This is a genomic window from Dendronalium phyllosphericum CENA369, from assembly GCF_016056275.1.
GTDB classification, from domain to species: Bacteria; Cyanobacteriota; Cyanobacteriia; order Cyanobacteriales; family Nostocaceae; genus Dendronalium; species Dendronalium phyllosphericum.
This window is the reverse complement of record NZ_JAECZA010000232.1, coordinates 46,649-65,588: the sequence shown is the minus strand read 5'-3', so window position 1 is coordinate 65,588 and position 18,940 is coordinate 46,649. Positions and strand designations below refer to the sequence as shown.

The following is an 18,940-nucleotide window of genomic DNA, read 5'->3' as shown; positions in this document are numbered from 1 at the left end:
CCACTCCCCACTCCCCACTCCCGCCCCGAAGGGGGGGTAAATTATCTAATTCTTACTAAATAAAAATTTCCAAAGATTTTTTAGTACAAAATCTGGATATTTCAATTTTAATAATCATATCCAATTGCCATATAAAGGCATTAGTTTTGACTTCCAAGTACTGGTTAACTCATCCATTAGGTAGATTGCTGAATAGAAGATGTCGCCTCGTTAGTCAGAGGGCACATCATGTTTAGCTTTCTATGATTGGTTCATAAGCTAAAACACAGTAACAAGAACTCATTGACTAGTTTGAGGCAGGAAGTAAAGGGCGGATGCGTGTAAATACTTAAGAAGCCATTCTCAGACAAATATTAGGAGCGTGACATCATGCTATTTCAAGACCGAACAGCAGCAGGTCAGTTTTTAGCTGAATCTTTAGCAGATTATGCTAACTGCTCAGATGTGCTGGTGTTGGCGCTACCTAGGGGCGGTGTACCTGTCGCTTTTGAAGTGGCCAAAGCATTAAATGTTGCCTTAGATGTGCTTGTGGTTCGCAAATTAGGCGTACCTGATAACCAAGAACTAGCAATGGGAGCGATCGCATCTGGTGGTGTGCGGGTACTCAATCAAGATATTGTCAAGCAATTTAATATCTCTGATGGAGTAATAGACAAAATTACGGTGCAAGAACGAGAGGAGCTAGAGCGGCGGGAACAGCTTTATCGAGGCGATCGCCCCTTCCCGGATTTGCAGGCACGCACTGTCATCTTGGTAGACGATGGTTTAGCAACGGGTGCGACTATATGGGCTGCGATATTAGCATTGCGACAACAGCGGCCGGCTCGGATTGTAGTTGCTGTGCCAGTCGCCGCTCCTGAAACCTACCAAGATTTAATAGGTAAGGTAGACAAAATTGTTTGCTCTGCCACCCCTAGCCCTTTTTATAGTGTTGGTCGCTGGTATCAAAACTTTCCGCAAACCATGGATGAAGAAGTCCGCGAACTTTTGGCAATAGCTACAGAAAACCAGCGATCGCTATTTCTCAGTACGTAATGCTATGAACGTTTAGGAATCTCGAATTTGGCTTTTTTGATTGTCTATTTGGATTTTAAAAGCAATGAAAGTACCACCAGAAATTACCTATCGAAATGTAGAAAAAACAGATGCAATTGATACTTTAGTTAATGAAAAAATTGCCAAGTTAGAGCAAGTTTGTAGTTATATTAGTAGCTGCCACATTGCAATTGAAAAAATAAACGATCGCCCCCGTAGTGGTTCGCCTTATCGGGTACGAATTGATATCACAGTACCCCCCGGTCACGAACTTGTAGGTGAAAGTAACCCCACGGAAGACACCCAGTACGAACCACTAAATGCAGTAATTCGAGATGCCTTTAACGCCGCTCGTCAGCAGCTAGTGAAACTCACCCAGCGTCAACATGAAAGCGATAAATCTGTAAGCCGTGAAATAGATCGAGAAACAACAGCACTTGTTACTAAGCTCTTTCGAGATCGGGGTTATGGCTTCTTAAAAACCTTAGATGGTCAGGAAATCTACTTTCACTCCAATAGCGTCCTACATGATGACTTTGAACGTTTAGAAGTTGGTACGGGTGTTCATTTCTTTCTCGGACAAGGGGAAGAAGGCCCTCAAGCCAGTACCATTAAGATTATTGATAAGCCAGGTGTCCGTGTTGGCAAGTCAGAGCAAACCTTAATAGAACCACCATTGGATTGGAAAGAGTAATACTAATACGTCATGAGAGAGTTGTCGTTTCGGAGGGTAAAGATGGCAAACTCCTCCTCTTTGTAACCAATGCCCTTTGAAAAAGAGTCATTTTAGAGGTTGTTTTAAAAGTGTTTGGCTATGATTATAAGCACTTATTGATCCCCCCTAACCCCCCTTAAAAAGGTGGGAAACTAAAATCAAAGTCCCCCTTAAAAAGGTGGATTTAGGGGGATCTGAAAGTATTTGATACATCAATATATACTTTTCAAACATCCTCTTAAAGGTTTTTAATACTTTACTTTGTTTCCCAAACAATACTATTTATCTCAATCAATATGAACTTACCAGTTTATGAATTGAAACAAACTGCATCGCAGTTACTAGCAGCTATGCTATCTAACCCCCATATTTATCCCCAGCTGAGTGATGAGGGAGGTTATGGACAGATGGAACAACAATTAATTCTCGCGGCTGTTGAGATGGCTGAAAGCTTGATTGAGCATATTGAAAACGCCCATCCTCAAGGTGAGCCAGAACTAAACCACAAAAAATAAGTGCCAATCAAAAATATTGATAATTTCTTACGCTAAGAAAATTGCACGCTAACTTAACCGTCTTTAGTTATCTAAAAGCTTGCTGTTTTGCGAATAATCTGTATAGCCTTGAATATTCTCTGGTTCAAATTGACGAAGTATGCGAGTAGCTTCGCGGGTTAATTTATCATCACCATTTACCACAATCAAATATTTGCCAGCATCAAGACGGTTACGATAGGGTAAAGCATCGCCACTGCCAACTGTTGAGCCAACAAATCGACCTACTAATCCAGCACCTAATGCACCAGATATAGCTCCTAATATCCCAGCAAGAATTTCATTGCCAAATCGGGTAGTCTCTGGAAAAATTTCAATTTTTGTCAGGTAGTTGAAGGCATAACCTGCAATAAATCCAAAGGGTAAGAGGAAATATAAAAGTCGATTTGTCTGTTTGCGAGCTTGTTTATTGGGATCGAGAAATCCAAATTCGTCAGCACTTTTATAACCTTGACCTAAAATAGTGATTTGTGCTGTTGGTAAACCTGCTTTTTCCAAATCTGAATAGGCAGCTTCTACTTGTGTTCGGTCTGGTAATACTGCAATAAGATAATTCATAAAATGAAGTATGAAGAAATGTCACGTCTTGCGTTGTACTATGAAGTATTAAAGTAACTTTTGTCAATTACCTTTTGGCTATTTATAGTTAAAATTAGTCAAGCAAACTTTAATAATTTTTAGATGAGGTCAGTTGAGGCGATTTCTGCAACAAGCCGCTAACAACATCTATGCATCATTAAACTGCTTACTAATTCCAGGGACTTCAGCTGCTAAAGACTTTCGTTATTTTTGGTGTTCCTTCTAGCAGAATTAAATAAACTGGGAAGCTCTGATACTTCAAGCTAACAAGTCTAAATACTTAAGACTATTACCTTGGTATTTGAGAGCTCCCAGGATAGTTCGTTTACTACTACTGCTAGTAAGCAAAATAACTGTTAATACTTCAGTAAACTTCTAACTTAAGAGAGAATTTATCTTTGATGGTAAAAATCTTTTTGGTAGTGCAGATTCGCATTCAGGTTTCACCTGGAAAGTCTTTGTGCCAATGACATCTCAGACAAATTCTAGCAAATGTTATGAATGTTTATCTGATGTTGAGGAAAATCTCAATTGTGTTACTCAATACAAGCACGATAAAGTATTTCTATCTGAAAGCAGATGCGTAATCTTCTTGGCAAATTTGGTATTTAGTAGCGATTTTACACATTAGTAGCACGGCTACTCTTGAAATCTGTACAAAGCCCATCATCGAGCTATTCTCGTTTTTTGTGCCAATGCCCATCATCACCCTTTTCGTAATCGCGTTTCACTGCACTCCAGGCAACACGAAAGGCACGCTCTTCTTCACCATATTCTTCTTCAGCATTGTTAAATGCAGCTTGAAAAATTTCTTGGGCGTGTTTGGGTAAGTTGTTTTTTACTGAATCTGGTAAGTCATTTATCTGTTTATAAGGCATAAATTGTATTCCTTTAGGAATTGAGAATTGGGAGCTAGAGCATAAGCTTCTCTCCCTACTCCCTATTTCTTAAGTTGCCATTTGGCTTTGAGGTGGAAAGCCATGCTGGATTCTACCTTCGTCTGCATCAAATTGTTTGGAGGATTTGAATAGTTCAAAACGTTCCTGCCCCTGCACCAATAAAGCCCAATCCTGTAAAAACTGCCGTCGTTTTATATCTAAAGGTAGATGCTTTTGGTCAGTTTCGTCATTTTTACCTACCATTGAATTTTTATACCTAAAAATGCTTACATTTCTTAATGCCGGATTTAATAGAAGTGGTATCAACTTATTGTTTGTGGTTTAAAGCTTGATTGCCCATCCCAATAATCAGCTTTATCCATAGTTACCTTCAGCAAAGCAATATCGGGTTCGTCTAGTCCTTTGGGAAACCAAGTTTGCAGTTGCGGCTTCCATTGTTCTTGCATTTTATTGCGGTCTTTCACTAGTTGGGCTGTACCTGATACGGAAATATATCGCTGTCTATCGGGTGACACAAAGCTCACATTGACCTGCTGATTGTGTTCGATCTCAGTCGCCTTATGAGAACTGCCATAAATGAAAAACCAGAGTACACCATCAGAAGTAATCTGGCCATTCGTTGACATAGGGCAACTATGCAAGCTGCCATTATCATCTACTGTGGTCAACATGCCGCTGTCAATGTCTGCTATTAGTTCGCGTAGCTTCTGAATTTGCTGGTCGCGGTCTGTAGAAGTTGTCATATATTTGTATTTCTCAATGTTTTTTAGAACGTGACTTTTTGATTGCAGCCAATTTCTGTGGCTTTTAAACTCTTTTATACTGTTAGCGTTTTTTCTCTTCAATTACCTGAACCTAGAGATGGAATTCTGCTGAAGTTAGTTTTTGTAGGTATACCTATAGAGATATTTTTTGAACGCGATATCGATCGAAGAGATTTTTTTATGTATTTATACTTATTTTATATAAATAAAAACTCTAAGAAGCTGGTTGAAAAGCTATATTTGTTCTCAGAAGTATCTAATACCCTCCCTAACCCCTCCTTAGAAACAGGGGAAAAATAGTCTCTTAAAGCCACCCTTTCTAAAGGGGGTAATGTCAGAATTTGAGGCGCTATACGACACTTTTAAAACATCCTCTAAAAATATCATCTTTCAATTGATTGCTTGAGGAATAATTAATAAGCTTTATTAAACCAATTTAAACTAACTCTGTAACTTGAGACTGATGTTAGTAGGGAATAGATTTAATTATTGTTACATAGCATTATTTAAATAATACTTTTTTAGACAATATAGATAATCAAGCGTAAAACATACATCAGCAATAAGTGCATTTTAGGAGCCAGATTGATTGTGATTCAAACAATACATAGTAGTGTAAAAGGGAGGGCAAGATATAAAGTAAAAGAACTTTACCGCTCGCCATCATTGAAAAGCTACTTGGAGCGATCGCTTGCCAATAACCCAGAAATCACCTACGTTTCGGCAAATCCGTTAACTAGCAATATTCTAGTTCTTTTTCACCAAATAAATAGTAATAAAATTAAGTTTTTAATTGAGAAAGCTGTATTAAACTTTCAAAAAAATCCTGAGTTTACTCAGATAGAAAAATTAACAGATTTCCAAAAAAGTAGACAATCTGTTGTCAATGCTAAAGAGCAAAATCGAGAAAACTGGCATTTAATGGCAGCAGCTAAGGTTATAGATGCATTTAATACTTCCAAATCGGGATTATCCGATGAATCTGCCAGAGTCAATCTACATGAATATGGTCTGAATATTCTATCCCAAATAGAAACACGTTCCGATTTGAGCATTTTAATTGACCAATTCAAATCTTTACCAGTTGCTTTACTGGGGGTTGCGGCGGCAATTTCTGTTTTCACAGGGGGAGTAGTCGATGCTGTGGTGATTATGGGTGTTGTTGGTCTGAATGCAGCAATTGGTTATTTTACAGAAAGCCAATCAGAAAGAATCATTCAGTCTCTTAAAAACCAGGAACAAACATCAACTTGGGTCATTAGAGAAAGTCAACAGACAGAAATCCCAACAGAAAATGTGGTCTTGGGAGATATTTTAATTCTCAAGCCCGGTAGCTATGTACCAGCAGATGCCCGATTAATCGAGGCTGATAACCTGAGTGTGGATGAGTCTGCCTTAACTGGTGAGAGTATCCCCGTTACTAAGAATACTGCATCATTGACTACTCAAGATGTGCCGTTAGGCGATCGCTTGAACATGACTTATAAAGGAACTTTAGTCACTGGCGGTCAAGGATTAGCTGTGGTGGTAGCCACAGGCAAATTCACCGAAATGGGCAAAATTCAACAACTAGTAGGCGAAGCAAAAACCACAGAAACTCCTTTAGAAAAACAGCTAGATGAAGTCGGCGGCCAACTAGTTTTAATTGGTATGGGAATTTGCGGTCTTGTCTTTGGTTTGGGATTACTGCGGGGATATGGTTTAGTGCAAATGCTGAAATCATCCATATCTTTAGCGGTGGCTGCGGTTCCAGAAGGGCTACCCACAATCGCTACTACAACTCTGGCTTTAGGCATCCGAAATATGCGGAAAAATAAAGTCCTCGTCCGCAGTCTTAGTGCAGTGGAAGCTTTGGGTTCGGTACAGACGATTTGCTTAGATAAAACCGGGACAATTACAGAAAATAAAATGTCTGTGGTCGAGATATTGACCGACACCCGACACATTAGAGTCTCAAACGGCGAATTTATTGCAGATAAAGAGAATATCAACCTCTATACCAGTGACGAACTATTAAAGCTAATTCATGTTGTAGTTCTTTGCAATGAAAGCGAAGTCATCAAACAAAGTGATGGTGAGTATGTAGTTACAGGTTCGGCAACAGAAAATGCCTTGATCTACATAGCAATTAGTGCTGGTGTGGACGTTATAGAACTCCGGCAAAAGTACCTCTTAGTGCAAACCAACCTGCGATCGGAAAATCGTAACATCATGAGTACAATTCATGAAACTTGCGATCGCCACAAGCTTGTTGCAGTCAAAGGCAACCCCGCCGAAGTTATTCAGATATGCCGTAGCTGGATGAAAAATGGGCAAGTCATGCCTTTAACAGAAGAAGACAGACGGGCGATCGAGATTGAAAACGATCGCCTCGCAAGTAAAGCCCTACGAGTACTGGCTGTGGCTTACAGTTATCTTGATGAATGCGAAGACAGGGGGACGCGGGGACGCGGTGAGACAGCAATCAAAGGCGATGCGGATCGGTTTTCTCAGTCCTCATCTTCGCGTCCTCCCGTCATTGAAGATGACTTAATTTGGTTGGGTCTTATTGGGATGGCAGACCCCATTAGAAAAGGTGCGAAACAATTGATCGGTGACTTTCATCAAGCCGGCATCGATACAGTAATGATTACCGGCGATCAAAGTCCCACAGCATATGCGATCGCTAAAGAATTAGATTTAAGCCGAGACCTGCAATTAGAAATTCTCGATTCTACCGACCTCAACAATCTCACGCCAGAAACATTGGCAGCACTCAGCGATAAAGTAGACGTTTTTGCCCGCATCAGTCCTAGCAATAAACTACAAATCGTCCAAGCTTTGCAAGCAGCGGGAAAAGTTGTGGCTATGACTGGCGATGGTATTAACGATGCACCAGCCCTGAAAGCTGCCCAAGTTGGTGTGGCAATGGGCAAAGGGGGAACCGATGTGGCGCGGGAGGTTGCAGATATTGTCCTAGAAGATGACAGACTTGAAACCATGATGATTGCCGTCAGTCGGGGAAGGACAATCTATAACAACATCAGGAAATCAGTACATTTTCTGCTAGCTACAAACATGAGTGAAATCATGGTGATGACTACCGCCACCGCACTTGGTTTGGGCGAACCATTAAATGCCATCCAACTTTTGTGGTTGAATTTGGTGACAGACATTTTCCCCGGTTTGTCTCTGGCTATGGAAGCCCCAGAACCTGACATATTAAGTCAGCCACCCCGCAATCCTCACGAACCAATTATCAAAAATTCTGACTTTGGCAGAATTACTTTTGAGTCAGCAACAATATCTGTTAGCTGTTTAGCAGCTTATGGCTACGCTATGTCTAGATATGGTATTGGCCCCCAAGCAAGCACTATTGCTTTTATGAGTTTGACATCGGGACAACTACTCCATACTTTTAGTTGCCGTTCCGAAAAACACAGCATATTCAGTCAAGAAAAACTACCAAATAATCCTTACTTCAATGCTGCTATTATTGGTTCTTTTGGCATACAAATTCTAGCTATAGCAGTTCCTCAATTGAGGAGTCTTTTGAAAATTGCACCAATTAGTTTTGTGGATGGCGCTGTTATTGGAGGTAGTGCTTTACTGCCTTTACTTGTAAATGAAAGTACTAAATAAACTGGGGATCGGCGACTGGGGACTGGGAACAGAGATAGTCATGACTGCTTGCTAATACCCAATACCTAATCCCCAATCCTCAATTCAAACTCCCCACTCCTTTCCTGACTTATGAAAAAAGATTTCATGTTTACATCTGAATCAGTCACAGAGGGGCATCCTGATAAACTTTGCGATCAGATCAGTGATGCGATCGTGGATCGTTTTTTGCAGCAAGACCCATACTCAAGGGTAATTACAGAATGTGCTGTATCTACAGGAATCGTTTTTATCGCTGCCAGGTTTGAACCTAACGCTAATGTCGATTTTACTAATGTCGCAAGACAGGTCATCGAGCGAGTTGGTTACGAGCAAAAAGAATTTAATAGTAAGACCTGTAGCATTTTGACTAGCTTGAGAGAATTACCTGCCGACCGATACCATTTGTTTAATGAAACAAGTTTATCAGACGCAGAAATAGAGCAAATTACTGTTAACAATCAAGCAACGGTCTTTGGCTTCGCTTGTAATCAAACATATACTCTCATGCCGTTACCAATTTGGTTAGCGCACAAACTAGCAAAACAAATTAGCGAGGTAAGACGCGAAAAAATCCTTACCTATCTAACACCTGATGGCAAAACTCAAGTAGGAGTCGAATATAAAAATCGCCAACCTGATAGAATTCATAGTATTACAGTAATTGCCAGTCAAAATAAACCTGCAAAACCCGATCTACAGCAATTACAGGATGATATTAGAGAAGCTGTAATTCATCCTGTCTTTGAAGATGAAGATATCAAACCAGACGAACATACAAGAATATTTATTAATCCTGATGGGCCGTTTATTAAAGGAGGGCCTGCTGCTCATTCTGGGTTAACAGGCAGAAAAAATGCCATAGATACTTATGGTGAATACTCCAAACATAGTGGTTCTGCTTTGAGTGGTAAAGACCCAATTAGGATAGATAGAGTAGGGGCTTATGCTGCTCGTTATGCAGCCAAAAATGTGGTTGCAGCCAAACTTGCTGATGAATGCGAAGTACAATTAAGTTATTCTATAGGGCTTGCTAGACCTGTCAGCATCCAAGTAGAAACTTTTGGCACAGGCAAAATTTCTGATGAAGAAATTACAACTCTTCTAGAAAAGCATTTTGATTTCCGCCTTGCTGGCATCGTTAAACAATTTAATTTAAGAAATTTACCTTCATTGGCTAAAGGTGGATTCTACAGAAAATTAGCTGCCTACGGTCATATGGGTAGAGTAGATATGGAGCTTCCTTGGGAACAAATAGATAAAATTAGTGTTTTTTGAAAGACGCGATTATACTCTTACGAGAAGCCGCTCTTACGAGCGTCTACGCGTCTGTACAATTTTATAGAATGGGCGATCGCCTTTTTTTTGACTTAGCGATCGCCCACAAAAATTAGCTATTTTTCGACTAGGTCTAAATCTATCTCGCAGAACCTTGGGTTTCCTTAGCTAATCTTTGTTGAATTTTGCTCTTAGCTGCTTTGAATTCAGTCGCCCATTGCTCGCTTTGGTCGCTGCTCAAGTTATTACGAATAGCAGCAAACAATGTGCTTTCTTCTTGACGAACGTGATCCATCACAATGGTTGCAAGATTTTTGATTCTATCTTTGAACTGAGATGAAGAGGGGTCAATAGCCTTAATTTCATCCAACAGCCGTTTCATTTCGGCTTGCTCGTCGTACAGTTCTTGAGTGTCATCTTGACCGTAGAAAGCACGCGCTCTCGGATAAACTACTTCTTCTTCCGCTTCGGCATGGGCAGTCAAATCTTTGTAGAGTTGACCAAAATACTCTTGGAGTTTTTGGGGGTCGTTGCTTTTCGCGATTTCAGCAAACAAGACATTTACTTTGTTATGATCCAAGCGGATAACATCTTGGATATTCATATCTTGTTTGTCAGTGCCTTGAGTCACAGCACTACCGACCACACCGCTAAATGCGGCGATCGCATCTTGAACTCGTGCCCAAATACCTTGATCTGCATCTTGTCCTGTCAGTTCTCGAACGCCCAAAACTTCTACAACACCTTTGAGCTGCTCTTGGTGAGCGCGATTTTCAAAGTTAATGGTATTCAAAGGTCCAATTGCTGCCATTACATCAGCACCAACTTTTTGTGCAGCCTTGTGAACTAATAAGCCGCTCATCACTTGTTGATGCTTCAACAATTCGTGCTGAAATACTTTTTCAAAGAAAGTTAATTCAGAACCTTGCATTAGTTGGCGAACCTTGTCAACCATTTGTTGAACTGTATCTTTCGGTTGTCCTGGGTTGCCATATTGAACAATTACGGTTTCTAAAATGCCTAGATTTTTTTGGTCGTCTTCGAGTATCTTGCGGAAGCGATCGGATATTTCGCTATCGCTGGATTCTCTCAAAAATAGTTGCTCATTTTCAATAAGCAATTGTTGGATTAATTTTATATCTGCTAATTTTGTGGCAATAGCTTTGCGTTTTGTATCGTCTAAACTGGAAACCATTTTTTAGTTCTCCTCAAAAAAGTGTTCTTAATCAGTACTTGTTTTAGATTGACATAGTTTTTCTGGATTCTACCTCCTTCTTTTGAGCGATTACTTCACTACTAAAGACAGAAAGTCAAAGTTTTTTTCCAAGCTTTTATAACTATTCTTTTTGACAGATAAAATTTGAAAATTTACTCCATCGCCAGATAGATATATTTTTGATTTTATTTCTCTAAATTGGCTCAAGGATACTTAAAAGTGGAGATTCGGTGAGAATGCTAGAAAATCCTGGAATGGGAGAGCAAGCCCTAAATAAAGCCGCAGAAATAGGTTTATCTAGCCAGTTAGATGAAGTAGAAAAATTAGATGTAAATGTCAAAACCGATCCACTCAAAGTTGTGCAAGGACAAGTGGATTCAGTCACGATTGAAGGCGAAGGTTTGGTAATGCAAAAAGACCTCCGAATGGAGGAAATGCAAATGGAAATTGATAGTGTTGCTATCAATCCTCTGAGCGTCGCTTTTGGCAAAATCGAACTCACAAAACCTACTACTGGTAATGCACGGGTAGTTTTAACCGAAGCTGATATTAATCGTGCTTTTAACTCTGAATATGTTAGCTCTCAACTCCAAAGTCAAAAAATAAATGTCAATGGAAAACCAACGAAAATCACACCTCAACATATAGAGTTATCTCTACCTGGTGAAGATAAAATAGCATTAAATGCTGAGATATTATTAGCAGAAACTAGTGAAAGCAAGCAAGTTGCATTTTCTGCAATTCCCCGTGTTAGTGATAATGGTCAAAGTGTGGCTTTAGAAAATGTTGATTATAGCGAACGTGAAGAAATATCGCCCGAATTGACAAAAGCCTTGATAGAACAAACTAGCCAAATTTTGAATTTGAGTAACTTTGATTTAAAAGGAATGAGCCTGCGTCTGAAGCAACTAATTGTAGAAGTAGGCAAACTAACGCTGCAAGCTGAAGCTTACGTCGAGCAAATTCCCTCTACTTAAAAAGTAGGATACTACTCGTAGAAGCAGGCAAACTAACGCTGTAAACTAAAGCTGAGGTTGAGTAAATTTTTTCTACTTAAAAATAGGATACTAATCATGGAAACTACAGAACAAACAACTTCCACACCTTATCCCAATATTCCGCCATTAATTGAAAGCGACGATAGAGAATACGGCGATCCAGGCGTACCCAGCACAGTGGCGATCGCCGGACATCCCCTACACCCTCTGAGTGTGATTTTTCCCATAGCCTTTTTAGCCGCCGCCTTAGGAAGCGACTTCGGCTATTGGTTAACTGATGACTTCTTCTGGGCTAGGGCTTCGCTATGGTTAATCGGACTGGGATTAGGTGGAGGTTTATTAGCAGCTGCGATCGGCTTGAGTGACTTTGTGAAAATTGAACGAGTCCGCAAGCGCAGTGCTGGCTGGGCGCATCTAATTCTTAACATTTCTATATTAGTGTTGACACTCGTTAACTTTCTTCTACGGTTGGGCGATGCAGAAGCACGTATACTACCTTGGGGGTTATTACTCTCACTCGTTGTTGGTACGCTAACTAGCGCTTCTGGCTGGTTTGGGGCAGAACTATCCTATCGCCATAAAATAGGTGTGGTAGGCTCTGGTAGTAAAAGATATCCATAGAAGGCAGAAGGCAGAAGGCAGAAGGCAGAAGTCGCAAGTCGCAAGTCGCAAGTTATTCTCCCTCATCTCCCTCACTCTCTACTCTCTTTTTCAAGGCTAAAATTTTGCTTAGTCTTTAGCCTTGAGAATATGCTCAAAAACCGCAATCAAGATATATTTATTATCCTGTCTCTGCTAATTGTGGTAGTGATGGGCTTTTCCTTTAAGTACTACACTGGGCCTGCCCATCAATGGTTTAATAATTACGGAGCGGCTGTATTTTACGAAATATTTTGGTGTCTGTTCGCATTTTGGTTTTTTAGGAGTCGAACAGCCGTGAAGCAAATTCCAATATGGGTTTTGCTCGTTACCTGTATATTGGAGGTTTTGCAACTTTGGCATCCACCGCTGTTAGAAGAGATACGCGCTACATTAATAGGTAAATGGTTGCTTGGTTCTACCTTTAGTTGGTGGGATTTTCCTCATTATGTATTTGGCTGTATTTTAGGTTGGTTGTGGCTGCGACAGTTACAGAGAATAGGTTATGCAAAAAAAAGTTAAGGTTAAACCTAATTCAAAACTTCAAAAGATTGAAGAACAAATTGATGGCAGCCTCACCGTACATTTGAAATCTCCACCAGTAAACGGTAAAGCTAATGAAGAATTACTTAAAATACTAGCTGAAAAATTTGATGTGCCGAAATCGTATATCAGAATTAAATCAGGTTTATCCTCAAGGCAAAAGCTGATTGAAATTGATACAGAGATTTAACGAAACAGGGAACTAGAAGCTGGCTGCTAGAGTCTATTATTACTTAGCACTCCACTATCCCAAGTTGTAATAGTAATTCATCGATGTTTCTTTGGTAATGCTTATATACCTAGATTGAGATTTGACTCGTTCTAACCAAGCTTGAATAGCTGGAAATTTCGTCAAATCAAACCCGCCTTCATCAGCGACATGAGTATAAGCAAATAAGGCAATATCAGCGATAGTGTAACGTTCGCCCACAAAAAATGTGCGATCGCTTAAATGGTTTTCCATTACTGTTAATGCTGCGTAACCCTGTTCGCGTTTTTGCTCTATGGCTACATGATATTCCTCAGCTTTACCCAAAATATAAATCCAAAATCTTGAGGTAGCAATATAAGGTTCATGACTGTATTGTTCAAAAAATAACCATTGCAATACTTGCGCTCTTAAAAAGCGATCGTGTGGCAAGAATTCTGTGTATTCACTCAAATACACCAATATGGCATTTGACTCTGACAAATATTTCCCCGGCTCAATTTCCAAAACTGGTATCTTACCGTTGGGATTTTTACTTAAAAATTCCGGTGTTCGACTCTCTCCTTTTAAAATGTTAATCTCTACTCTTTCAAAAGGCATACCCATTTGTGTCAATAAAAGCCGTATCTTATAACCATTGCCAGAAGGTAAAAAATCGTACAGTTTTAGCGTTTCCATGCACAAAAATATAAGGTTGAATGTGTTGGGATATGAAGGTCTAAAATACAATATCTTACAAAATGATTATTGCGAAACAGGATATTTTTAATATTTTTTGTATCTGGATCTAAAACATTATTAATTATTTAAAAAATAAAAATAAAGTATTATTTATTCCTAGTATTAAAGCGTTGATTGTATTCAGTAGTTCCGAATAAAATTATGTGTGGAAGATTTACTTTAAACCAGTCAGCAGCAGCATTAGCCCAAGTTTTTGAGGTGCAGGCAGTACCAGATTTGGCGGCTCAATATAACATTGCACCTACGCAATTGGTGGGAACAGTGCTACATGACCCGCAAAGCGACGAGCGTGAATTTCAATATTTACGCTGGGGATTAATTCCTTCATGGGCAAAAGATCCAGGAATTGGAGTCAAGCTAATCAATGCTAGGGCAGAAACTGTAGCCGAAAAACCTGCCTTTCGTTCAGCTTTTAAGCACCGACGCTGTCTAGTACTCGCTGATGGTTTCTATGAATGGCAACGACAGCAGGGTAAGAAACAGCCATTTTATTTTCGTCTTGCAGATGGACAACCTTTCGGTTTTGCGGGATTGTGGGAAACATGGCGATCGCCGCAAGCAGAGGAAATAGTCTCTTGTACAATTTTGACAACGGCAGCTAACGAATTACTGCAACCAATCCACGATCGTATGCCCGTAATCATTGCGCCGCAAGACTACAATTTGTGGTTGGATACCCAAGGGCAAACAGCTGAAACTTTACAGCAACTATTGTCTCCCTATGATGCCCAAGCTATGACCGCTTATCCAGTTAGTACCTTAGTAAATAAATCTCAACATAATAGTCCAGAATGTATCATCCCCCTTAGTGAGGGTTAAAATTGGGGACTGGGATTAGGGACTAAGAAGTAGGGAATAGGCAATAGGGACTATAAGACTGTGTACTATGGACTAAAGAGAGTTTTCCCCACACCCAATTCCCAGCCCTAAAGTAGAGGCAAATATGCCAAGAACACAAAAGAACGATAACTTCATTGACAAATCCTTTACAGTGATGGCGGATATCATCTTGAAGATACTGCCAGCTAACAGAAAAGCCAAAGAAGCATTTGTTTATTATCGAGATGGAATGTCAGCCCAGGCAGAAGGAGAGTACGCCGAAGCATTAGAATATTACGAAGAAGCCCTCACACTAGAAGAAGACCCCAGCGATCGAGGTTATATTCTCTACAATATGGGGCTAATCTACGCCAGCAATGGCGACCACAGCAAAGCTTTGGAATTGTATCATCAGGCAATTGAGTTGAATCCACGTCTACCTCAGGCCTTGAACAATATCGCCGTAATTTACCACTATCAAGGCGAAAGAGCTAAAGAAGCTGGAGATATGGATGGTGGAGAAGCGCTGTTTGACCAAGCAGCAGATTATTGGATTAGAGCAATTCGCATGGCTCCCAATAACTATATTGAAGCCCAAAACTGGTTAAAGACCACTGGGCGATCGCAAGTTGACGTATTCTTTTAGTCAATGGTCAGCGATCGGTTTTTAATTAAGCGCTAACTCTTGTACAGACGCGATTAATCGCGTCTGTACGTCTCTACGACAACTAACTACTGACTACTGACAAAATCATGATTGACCGCGAACAAGTTCGTAAAGTAGCCCTTCTGGCCCGTTTAGAATTAACACCAGAAGAAGAGGAGCAATTCACTACTCAACTGGGAAGTATTTTAGATTACGTTCAACAGTTGAGCGAACTGGATGTCAGCGATGTACCTCCAACAACAAGAGCAATTGATGTTAGCAATGTGACGCGAGAAGATGAATTGCAACCGTATCCCGACCGCGAAGCGATTCTTAACAGCGCCCCCGAACAAGAAGGCGAATTTTTCAAAGTGCCAAAAATCCTCAATGCTGAATAGTCAGTGGTCAGTGGTTAATAGCAAAACACAACTAATAACTGACAACTGACCCTTACGGGTGACGCTTCTGCGTCGAAGAGCGCTCTTGAGATCGGCGGTTGCTACCTTGTGGGAAGCCCCAGAAGCGCAATCTAACCGCGATCGCATTTAGCTTTTAATTAATTTGTACTGCTAAAGCACATTGAAATATGCAACGCAGAATTTGAGAAACATTAGACTGACTTTTTAGATTAATTATTTTCCTCACTGTAAATGCCTCTGCAACCCCTGGAGAGGCATTTTGAGTTTGCATTTTCATGATTCTTGTTCAGTACTCAACTTTGTTAAAATGTTCCAAATTAAATTTGGATAAATCATCTACTAAATTTATTAATCATACTCAATTACATTTTTTTAACTTATGACACCAACTTTACTTGGTCGCTGGCAAACTCGATTACTACTATTTGCTACTGTGGGTGTATTAGTATCCTTGCCCTTTGCGATCGGCTTGATTGGCCCTGGTGCTAACTCTGTCTATTTTTGGATACTTGGCTATGTTGCCATTTTTGGGCTGGGTTGGGATGTCCTTTATAACTACATACAAAAATTTCGTTGGGACAGAGATTGGCCCGCAGCTTATCAACTGTTAGCTGGAATTTGGGAATTAGTGTTTATTTTCTGCGGAATAAAACTTTTTGGCTTCTTACCCATACCTTTGCCTAAAGAGGAACTGCCGCTAGGAGCTTTTTTATTCCACTACAGTGTTGTTTGGCTAGCAGTTTTTATTGCGTCACAAAGTCTGATGCGAGTTATTTTCCTACGTTGGCGTTTCCGAGGTGGTCAGTGGTTGTAGAAATAAGATAATAAGGTTAAGAAAACAGGAAACAAGAGAACTTTATTTAATTCCTTTTCTTCTTCCTTTTTTTGGTGAGATGCAGCAACACAATATCTTTACTATTTACGTATAAATTTCTACACAAAGTTAAAAATTTACTGCAAATAATATACAATACAATACAACTAACTCTTGCAATGTCCAATTTTGACAGGAGATTCAGCGCTGTTGCACTGAGTAGACAAAATGCTAGGCACAATTCTAGACAAGCGCTACAGAATTATTCAACAATTGGGTAAAGGTGGGTTTGGCGAAACATACCTTGCTGAAGACATTAGAAGAATGGAGAGGCAGTGTGTCGTCAAGCGTTTGCAACCAACTAGCAAAGATCCATACACATTGCGAGAGGCAAAGCTATTTTTTGATTCTGAGGCCAGAACCTTAGCAAAATTGGGACAACACGACCAAATTCCCGATATTCTGGACTACTTTGAGGAGAATGAAGAATTTTATTTAGTTCAGGAATTGGTTGATGGTGATTCTCTCAATCAAGAAATGACACCCGCTCAGTCTAGACCAGAAGCTGAGGTAATTGGTATTATTTCAGACGTGTTAAATGTCTTGAGTTATGTACACCAGTGTCAGGTAATTCACCGTGACATTAAACCCAGTAATTTAATGCGGCGGTACAAAGATAGAAAAATAGTTTTAATTGATTTTGGAGCTGTCAAGCAAGTTCACACGCAATATGTAAATTCACAAGGGCAGACGACTTTTTCGCGGGTGATTGGTACGCCGGGTTATATGCCCAACGAACAAGCTGGAGGTAGACCGCGTTTTTGTAGCGATATTTATTCTTTAGGCATAGTAGCAATAGAAGCCTTGACTGGTTTACATCCCAGTCAATTACAAGAAGATCCCCAAACGGGTGAAATTGTTTGGCACGAATATGCAAAGGTTAGTCCTCAGTTAACGACAATCATAGATAAGATGGTGCGATCGCACTTTAGCGATCGCTATCAATCCACAGACGAAGTACTCCGTGACTTAAAAAACTTACAATTTCCTCCAGAACCACCACCTCCGCCACCGCCTAATAATAAGAAATTAGTACTCATTAGTGCTTTTCTGGTACTAGGATTAGGTGCATTTGGAGGAGTTAGATATTTCGGACTACATCCCAATCAGGCTGATAACTTTTTTAACCAAGGATTAGAAAAAGTTGAAAAAGAAGATTGGAAAGGAGCAATCGCTGCTTTTGATAAAGCTATTGAGATCGACCCCAACAATGGCGAAGCCTATTTAAATAGAGGTAATGCCCATTCTCAACTTAAAGAATCGCAAAAAGCCATTGACGATTACGATCGAGCACTCACCAATTTAGAACAAGATGTTGCTGGTATTGGTGTTCAATGGCAAATTAGCGAAGAAACCAAGTTACTTACAGTTACTAGCGTCTACGAAAAAACTTCTGCCTTTGAGGGAGGGTTGAAAGCAGGCGATCGCATTCTCGCAATCGATGGTAAATCTACCAAAGGTCAAACTGTTAGTGATGCTGTGAAATTGATTCGTAGTGGTAAAGTCGGTACTCCAGTCACGTTGGATATTACCCGCGCTACTGGCGGTGAGTTCAAGTTAACGCTGAATCGGGTAAGCATTCCCAATAGCGATCGCGCCTCTGCTTACTACAACCGAGGTAAAGCCAATTCAGATGTAGGCAACAAACAAAAGGCAATTGATGATTACACAGAAGCGATTAAGATTAATCCTAGCTATACTGATGCTTACTACAAACGCGGGATTATTCGCTCTGAGTTAGGTAATAAACAAGACGCTATTAAAGACTATACAGAAGTTATTCGACTCAATTCTAATTATACTGATGCCTACTTCAAGCGGGGTTTTATTCGCTATGAATTAGGTAATCCATCAGGAGCAATTGAGGATTATACAGAAGTTATTCGGATTAATCCCAATAATGATGCTGCTTACTATAATCGGGGTGTTGCCCGCCAAGACCAAGGCAACAAGCAAGATGCAATTGAGGATTATACAAAAGCAATACAGATTAATCCTAACTATACAAATGCTTACATCAACCGAGGCAATGCCCTCGGAAATAAACTAGAAGCGATCGCAGATTATACTCAAGCCATTACAATTAATCCTAATTATGGTCTTCCTTACTACAACAGAGGTGTTGCTCAAGGCGCTTTAGGAAACGATAAAGAAGCGATCGCAGATTATACGCAAGCTATTCGTCTTGAACCCAGTCGTGCTGATGCCTACTACAATCGGGGAAATGCCCGCTTTCGTCTCGAAGATAAACAAGGTGCAGTTGCAGATTTGCAAAAAGCGGCAGAGCTTTATCAGCAACAAGGCAAGCAAGACCTTTACCAAAAAACACTCAGCCGTATTAGTCAATTGAGCTTAATTAAAAATTAAAAATGCT

Annotated in this window: 21 protein-coding genes; 15 read left to right on the top strand and 6 right to left on the bottom strand. The window is 40.1% G+C overall.

The genetic code is table 11. From position 1 onward, the window contains the following. The first annotated feature begins 369 nt into the window (after nt 1-369). The 3 genes from I8752_RS26830 to I8752_RS26820 all read left to right on the top strand — a co-directional run bounded on the left by I8752_RS26830 (nt 370) and on the right by I8752_RS26820 (nt 2,265). On the top strand, nt 370-1,035 hold the full coding sequence (locus I8752_RS26830; RefSeq protein WP_214435274.1) for a phosphoribosyltransferase: 666 nt from the start codon (nt 370-372) through the stop codon (nt 1,033-1,035). 64 nt (nt 1,036-1,099) lie between these two features. After that, nucleotides 1,100-1,729 carry an HPF/RaiA family ribosome-associated protein gene (locus I8752_RS26825; RefSeq protein WP_214435273.1) on the top strand — a complete coding sequence of 210 codons (630 nt, stop codon included), beginning with the start codon at nt 1,100-1,102 and terminating at the stop codon, nt 1,727-1,729. Nucleotides 1,730-2,046: 317 nt separating this feature from the next. Further along, nucleotides 2,047-2,265 carry a hypothetical protein gene (locus tag I8752_RS26820; RefSeq protein WP_214435272.1) on the top strand — a complete coding sequence of 73 codons (219 nt, stop codon included), beginning with the start codon at nt 2,047-2,049 and terminating at the stop codon, nt 2,263-2,265. A 63-nt stretch (nt 2,266-2,328) separates the two neighbouring features. On the opposite strand, the gene I8752_RS26815 is transcribed toward I8752_RS26820, so the two are convergent. From I8752_RS26815 to I8752_RS26800, 4 genes are all read right to left on the bottom strand, one after another. Further along, on the bottom strand, nt 2,329-2,862 hold the full coding sequence (locus I8752_RS26815; RefSeq protein ID WP_214435271.1) for a hypothetical protein: 534 nt from the start codon (nt 2,860-2,862) through the stop codon (nt 2,329-2,331). Nucleotides 2,863-3,557: 695 nt separating this feature from the next. Further along, nucleotides 3,558-3,761 (bottom strand): ChaB family protein, encoded by a 204-nt coding sequence (locus tag I8752_RS26810; RefSeq protein WP_214435270.1) that lies wholly within the window; start codon nt 3,759-3,761, stop codon nt 3,558-3,560. Nucleotides 3,762-3,830: 69 nt separating this feature from the next. Beyond that, entirely contained in the window at nt 3,831-4,025 is a 195-nt protein-coding gene (locus I8752_RS26805; RefSeq protein WP_214435269.1) for a hypothetical protein, read from the bottom strand. Between the two features lie 59 nt (nt 4,026-4,084). Continuing rightward, a complete protein-coding gene (locus tag I8752_RS26800) occupies nt 4,085-4,525 on the bottom strand; it encodes a pyridoxamine 5'-phosphate oxidase family protein (protein ID WP_214435268.1) in 441 nt (146 codons plus the stop codon). 57 nt (nt 4,526-4,582) lie between these two features. Between I8752_RS26800 and I8752_RS26795 the strand changes: the two genes are divergently transcribed. The 3 genes from I8752_RS26795 to metK all read left to right on the top strand — a co-directional run bounded on the left by I8752_RS26795 (nt 4,583) and on the right by metK (nt 9,463). After that, nucleotides 4,583-4,846: a hypothetical protein gene (locus I8752_RS26795; RefSeq protein WP_214435267.1), complete on the top strand. Its 264-nt coding sequence runs from the start codon at nt 4,583-4,585 to the stop codon at nt 4,844-4,846. 291 nt (nt 4,847-5,137) lie between these two features. Continuing rightward, nucleotides 5,138-8,167, top strand: a complete 3,030-nt coding sequence (locus I8752_RS26790) for a cation-translocating P-type ATPase (protein WP_214435266.1) — start codon at nt 5,138-5,140, stop codon at nt 8,165-8,167. A 111-nt stretch (nt 8,168-8,278) separates the two neighbouring features. After that, nucleotides 8,279-9,463, top strand: coding sequence for a methionine adenosyltransferase (gene metK, locus I8752_RS26785; protein ID WP_214435265.1), 1,185 nt, complete (start codon nt 8,279-8,281; stop codon nt 9,461-9,463). Nucleotides 9,464-9,602: 139 nt separating this feature from the next. On the opposite strand, the gene I8752_RS26780 is transcribed toward metK, so the two are convergent. Continuing rightward, nucleotides 9,603-10,658 (bottom strand): hemerythrin domain-containing protein, encoded by a 1,056-nt coding sequence (locus I8752_RS26780; RefSeq protein WP_214435264.1) that lies wholly within the window; start codon nt 10,656-10,658, stop codon nt 9,603-9,605. 257 nt (nt 10,659-10,915) lie between these two features. On the opposite strand from I8752_RS26780, the gene I8752_RS26775 reads away from it, so the two are divergent. The 4 genes from I8752_RS26775 to I8752_RS26760 all read left to right on the top strand — a co-directional run bounded on the left by I8752_RS26775 (nt 10,916) and on the right by I8752_RS26760 (nt 13,049). Further along, nucleotides 10,916-11,656, top strand: a complete 741-nt coding sequence (locus I8752_RS26775; protein ID WP_214435263.1) for an LmeA family phospholipid-binding protein — start codon at nt 10,916-10,918, stop codon at nt 11,654-11,656. Between the two features lie 96 nt (nt 11,657-11,752). Then, on the top strand, nt 11,753-12,298 hold the full coding sequence (locus I8752_RS26770) for a DUF2231 domain-containing protein (RefSeq protein WP_214435262.1): 546 nt from the start codon (nt 11,753-11,755) through the stop codon (nt 12,296-12,298). A 129-nt stretch (nt 12,299-12,427) separates the two neighbouring features. Continuing rightward, on the top strand, nt 12,428-12,838 hold the full coding sequence (locus I8752_RS26765; protein WP_214435261.1) for a ribosomal maturation YjgA family protein: 411 nt from the start codon (nt 12,428-12,430) through the stop codon (nt 12,836-12,838). Next, entirely contained in the window at nt 12,822-13,049 is a 228-nt protein-coding gene (locus I8752_RS26760; protein WP_214435260.1) for a DUF167 domain-containing protein, read from the top strand. Before I8752_RS26765 ends, I8752_RS26760 begins: the two co-directional genes overlap by 17 nt. Before the next feature lie 54 nt (nt 13,050-13,103). On the opposite strand, the gene I8752_RS26755 is transcribed toward I8752_RS26760, so the two are convergent. Beyond that, a complete protein-coding gene (locus I8752_RS26755) occupies nt 13,104-13,745 on the bottom strand; it encodes a glutathione S-transferase family protein (protein ID WP_214435259.1) in 642 nt (213 codons plus the stop codon). Between the two features lie 204 nt (nt 13,746-13,949). On the opposite strand from I8752_RS26755, the gene I8752_RS26750 reads away from it, so the two are divergent. From I8752_RS26750 to I8752_RS26730, 5 genes are all read left to right on the top strand, one after another. Beyond that, entirely contained in the window at nt 13,950-14,627 is a 678-nt protein-coding gene (locus tag I8752_RS26750; protein WP_214435258.1) for an SOS response-associated peptidase, read from the top strand. 124 nt (nt 14,628-14,751) lie between these two features. After that, nucleotides 14,752-15,273 carry a photosystem I assembly protein Ycf3 gene (locus tag I8752_RS26745; protein WP_214435257.1) on the top strand — a complete coding sequence of 174 codons (522 nt, stop codon included), beginning with the start codon at nt 14,752-14,754 and terminating at the stop codon, nt 15,271-15,273. A gap of 107 nt (nt 15,274-15,380) precedes the next feature. Then, nucleotides 15,381-15,671 (top strand): Asp-tRNA(Asn)/Glu-tRNA(Gln) amidotransferase subunit GatC, encoded by a 291-nt coding sequence (gene gatC / locus I8752_RS26740; protein ID WP_214435256.1) that lies wholly within the window; start codon nt 15,381-15,383, stop codon nt 15,669-15,671. Between the two features lie 400 nt (nt 15,672-16,071). Next, entirely contained in the window at nt 16,072-16,506 is a 435-nt protein-coding gene (locus I8752_RS26735) for a hypothetical protein (RefSeq protein WP_214435255.1), read from the top strand. A gap of 228 nt (nt 16,507-16,734) precedes the next feature. After that, a complete protein-coding gene (locus I8752_RS26730; RefSeq protein ID WP_214435254.1) occupies nt 16,735-18,933 on the top strand; it encodes a tetratricopeptide repeat protein in 2,199 nt (732 codons plus the stop codon). Nucleotides 18,934-18,940 lie beyond the last annotated feature (7 nt).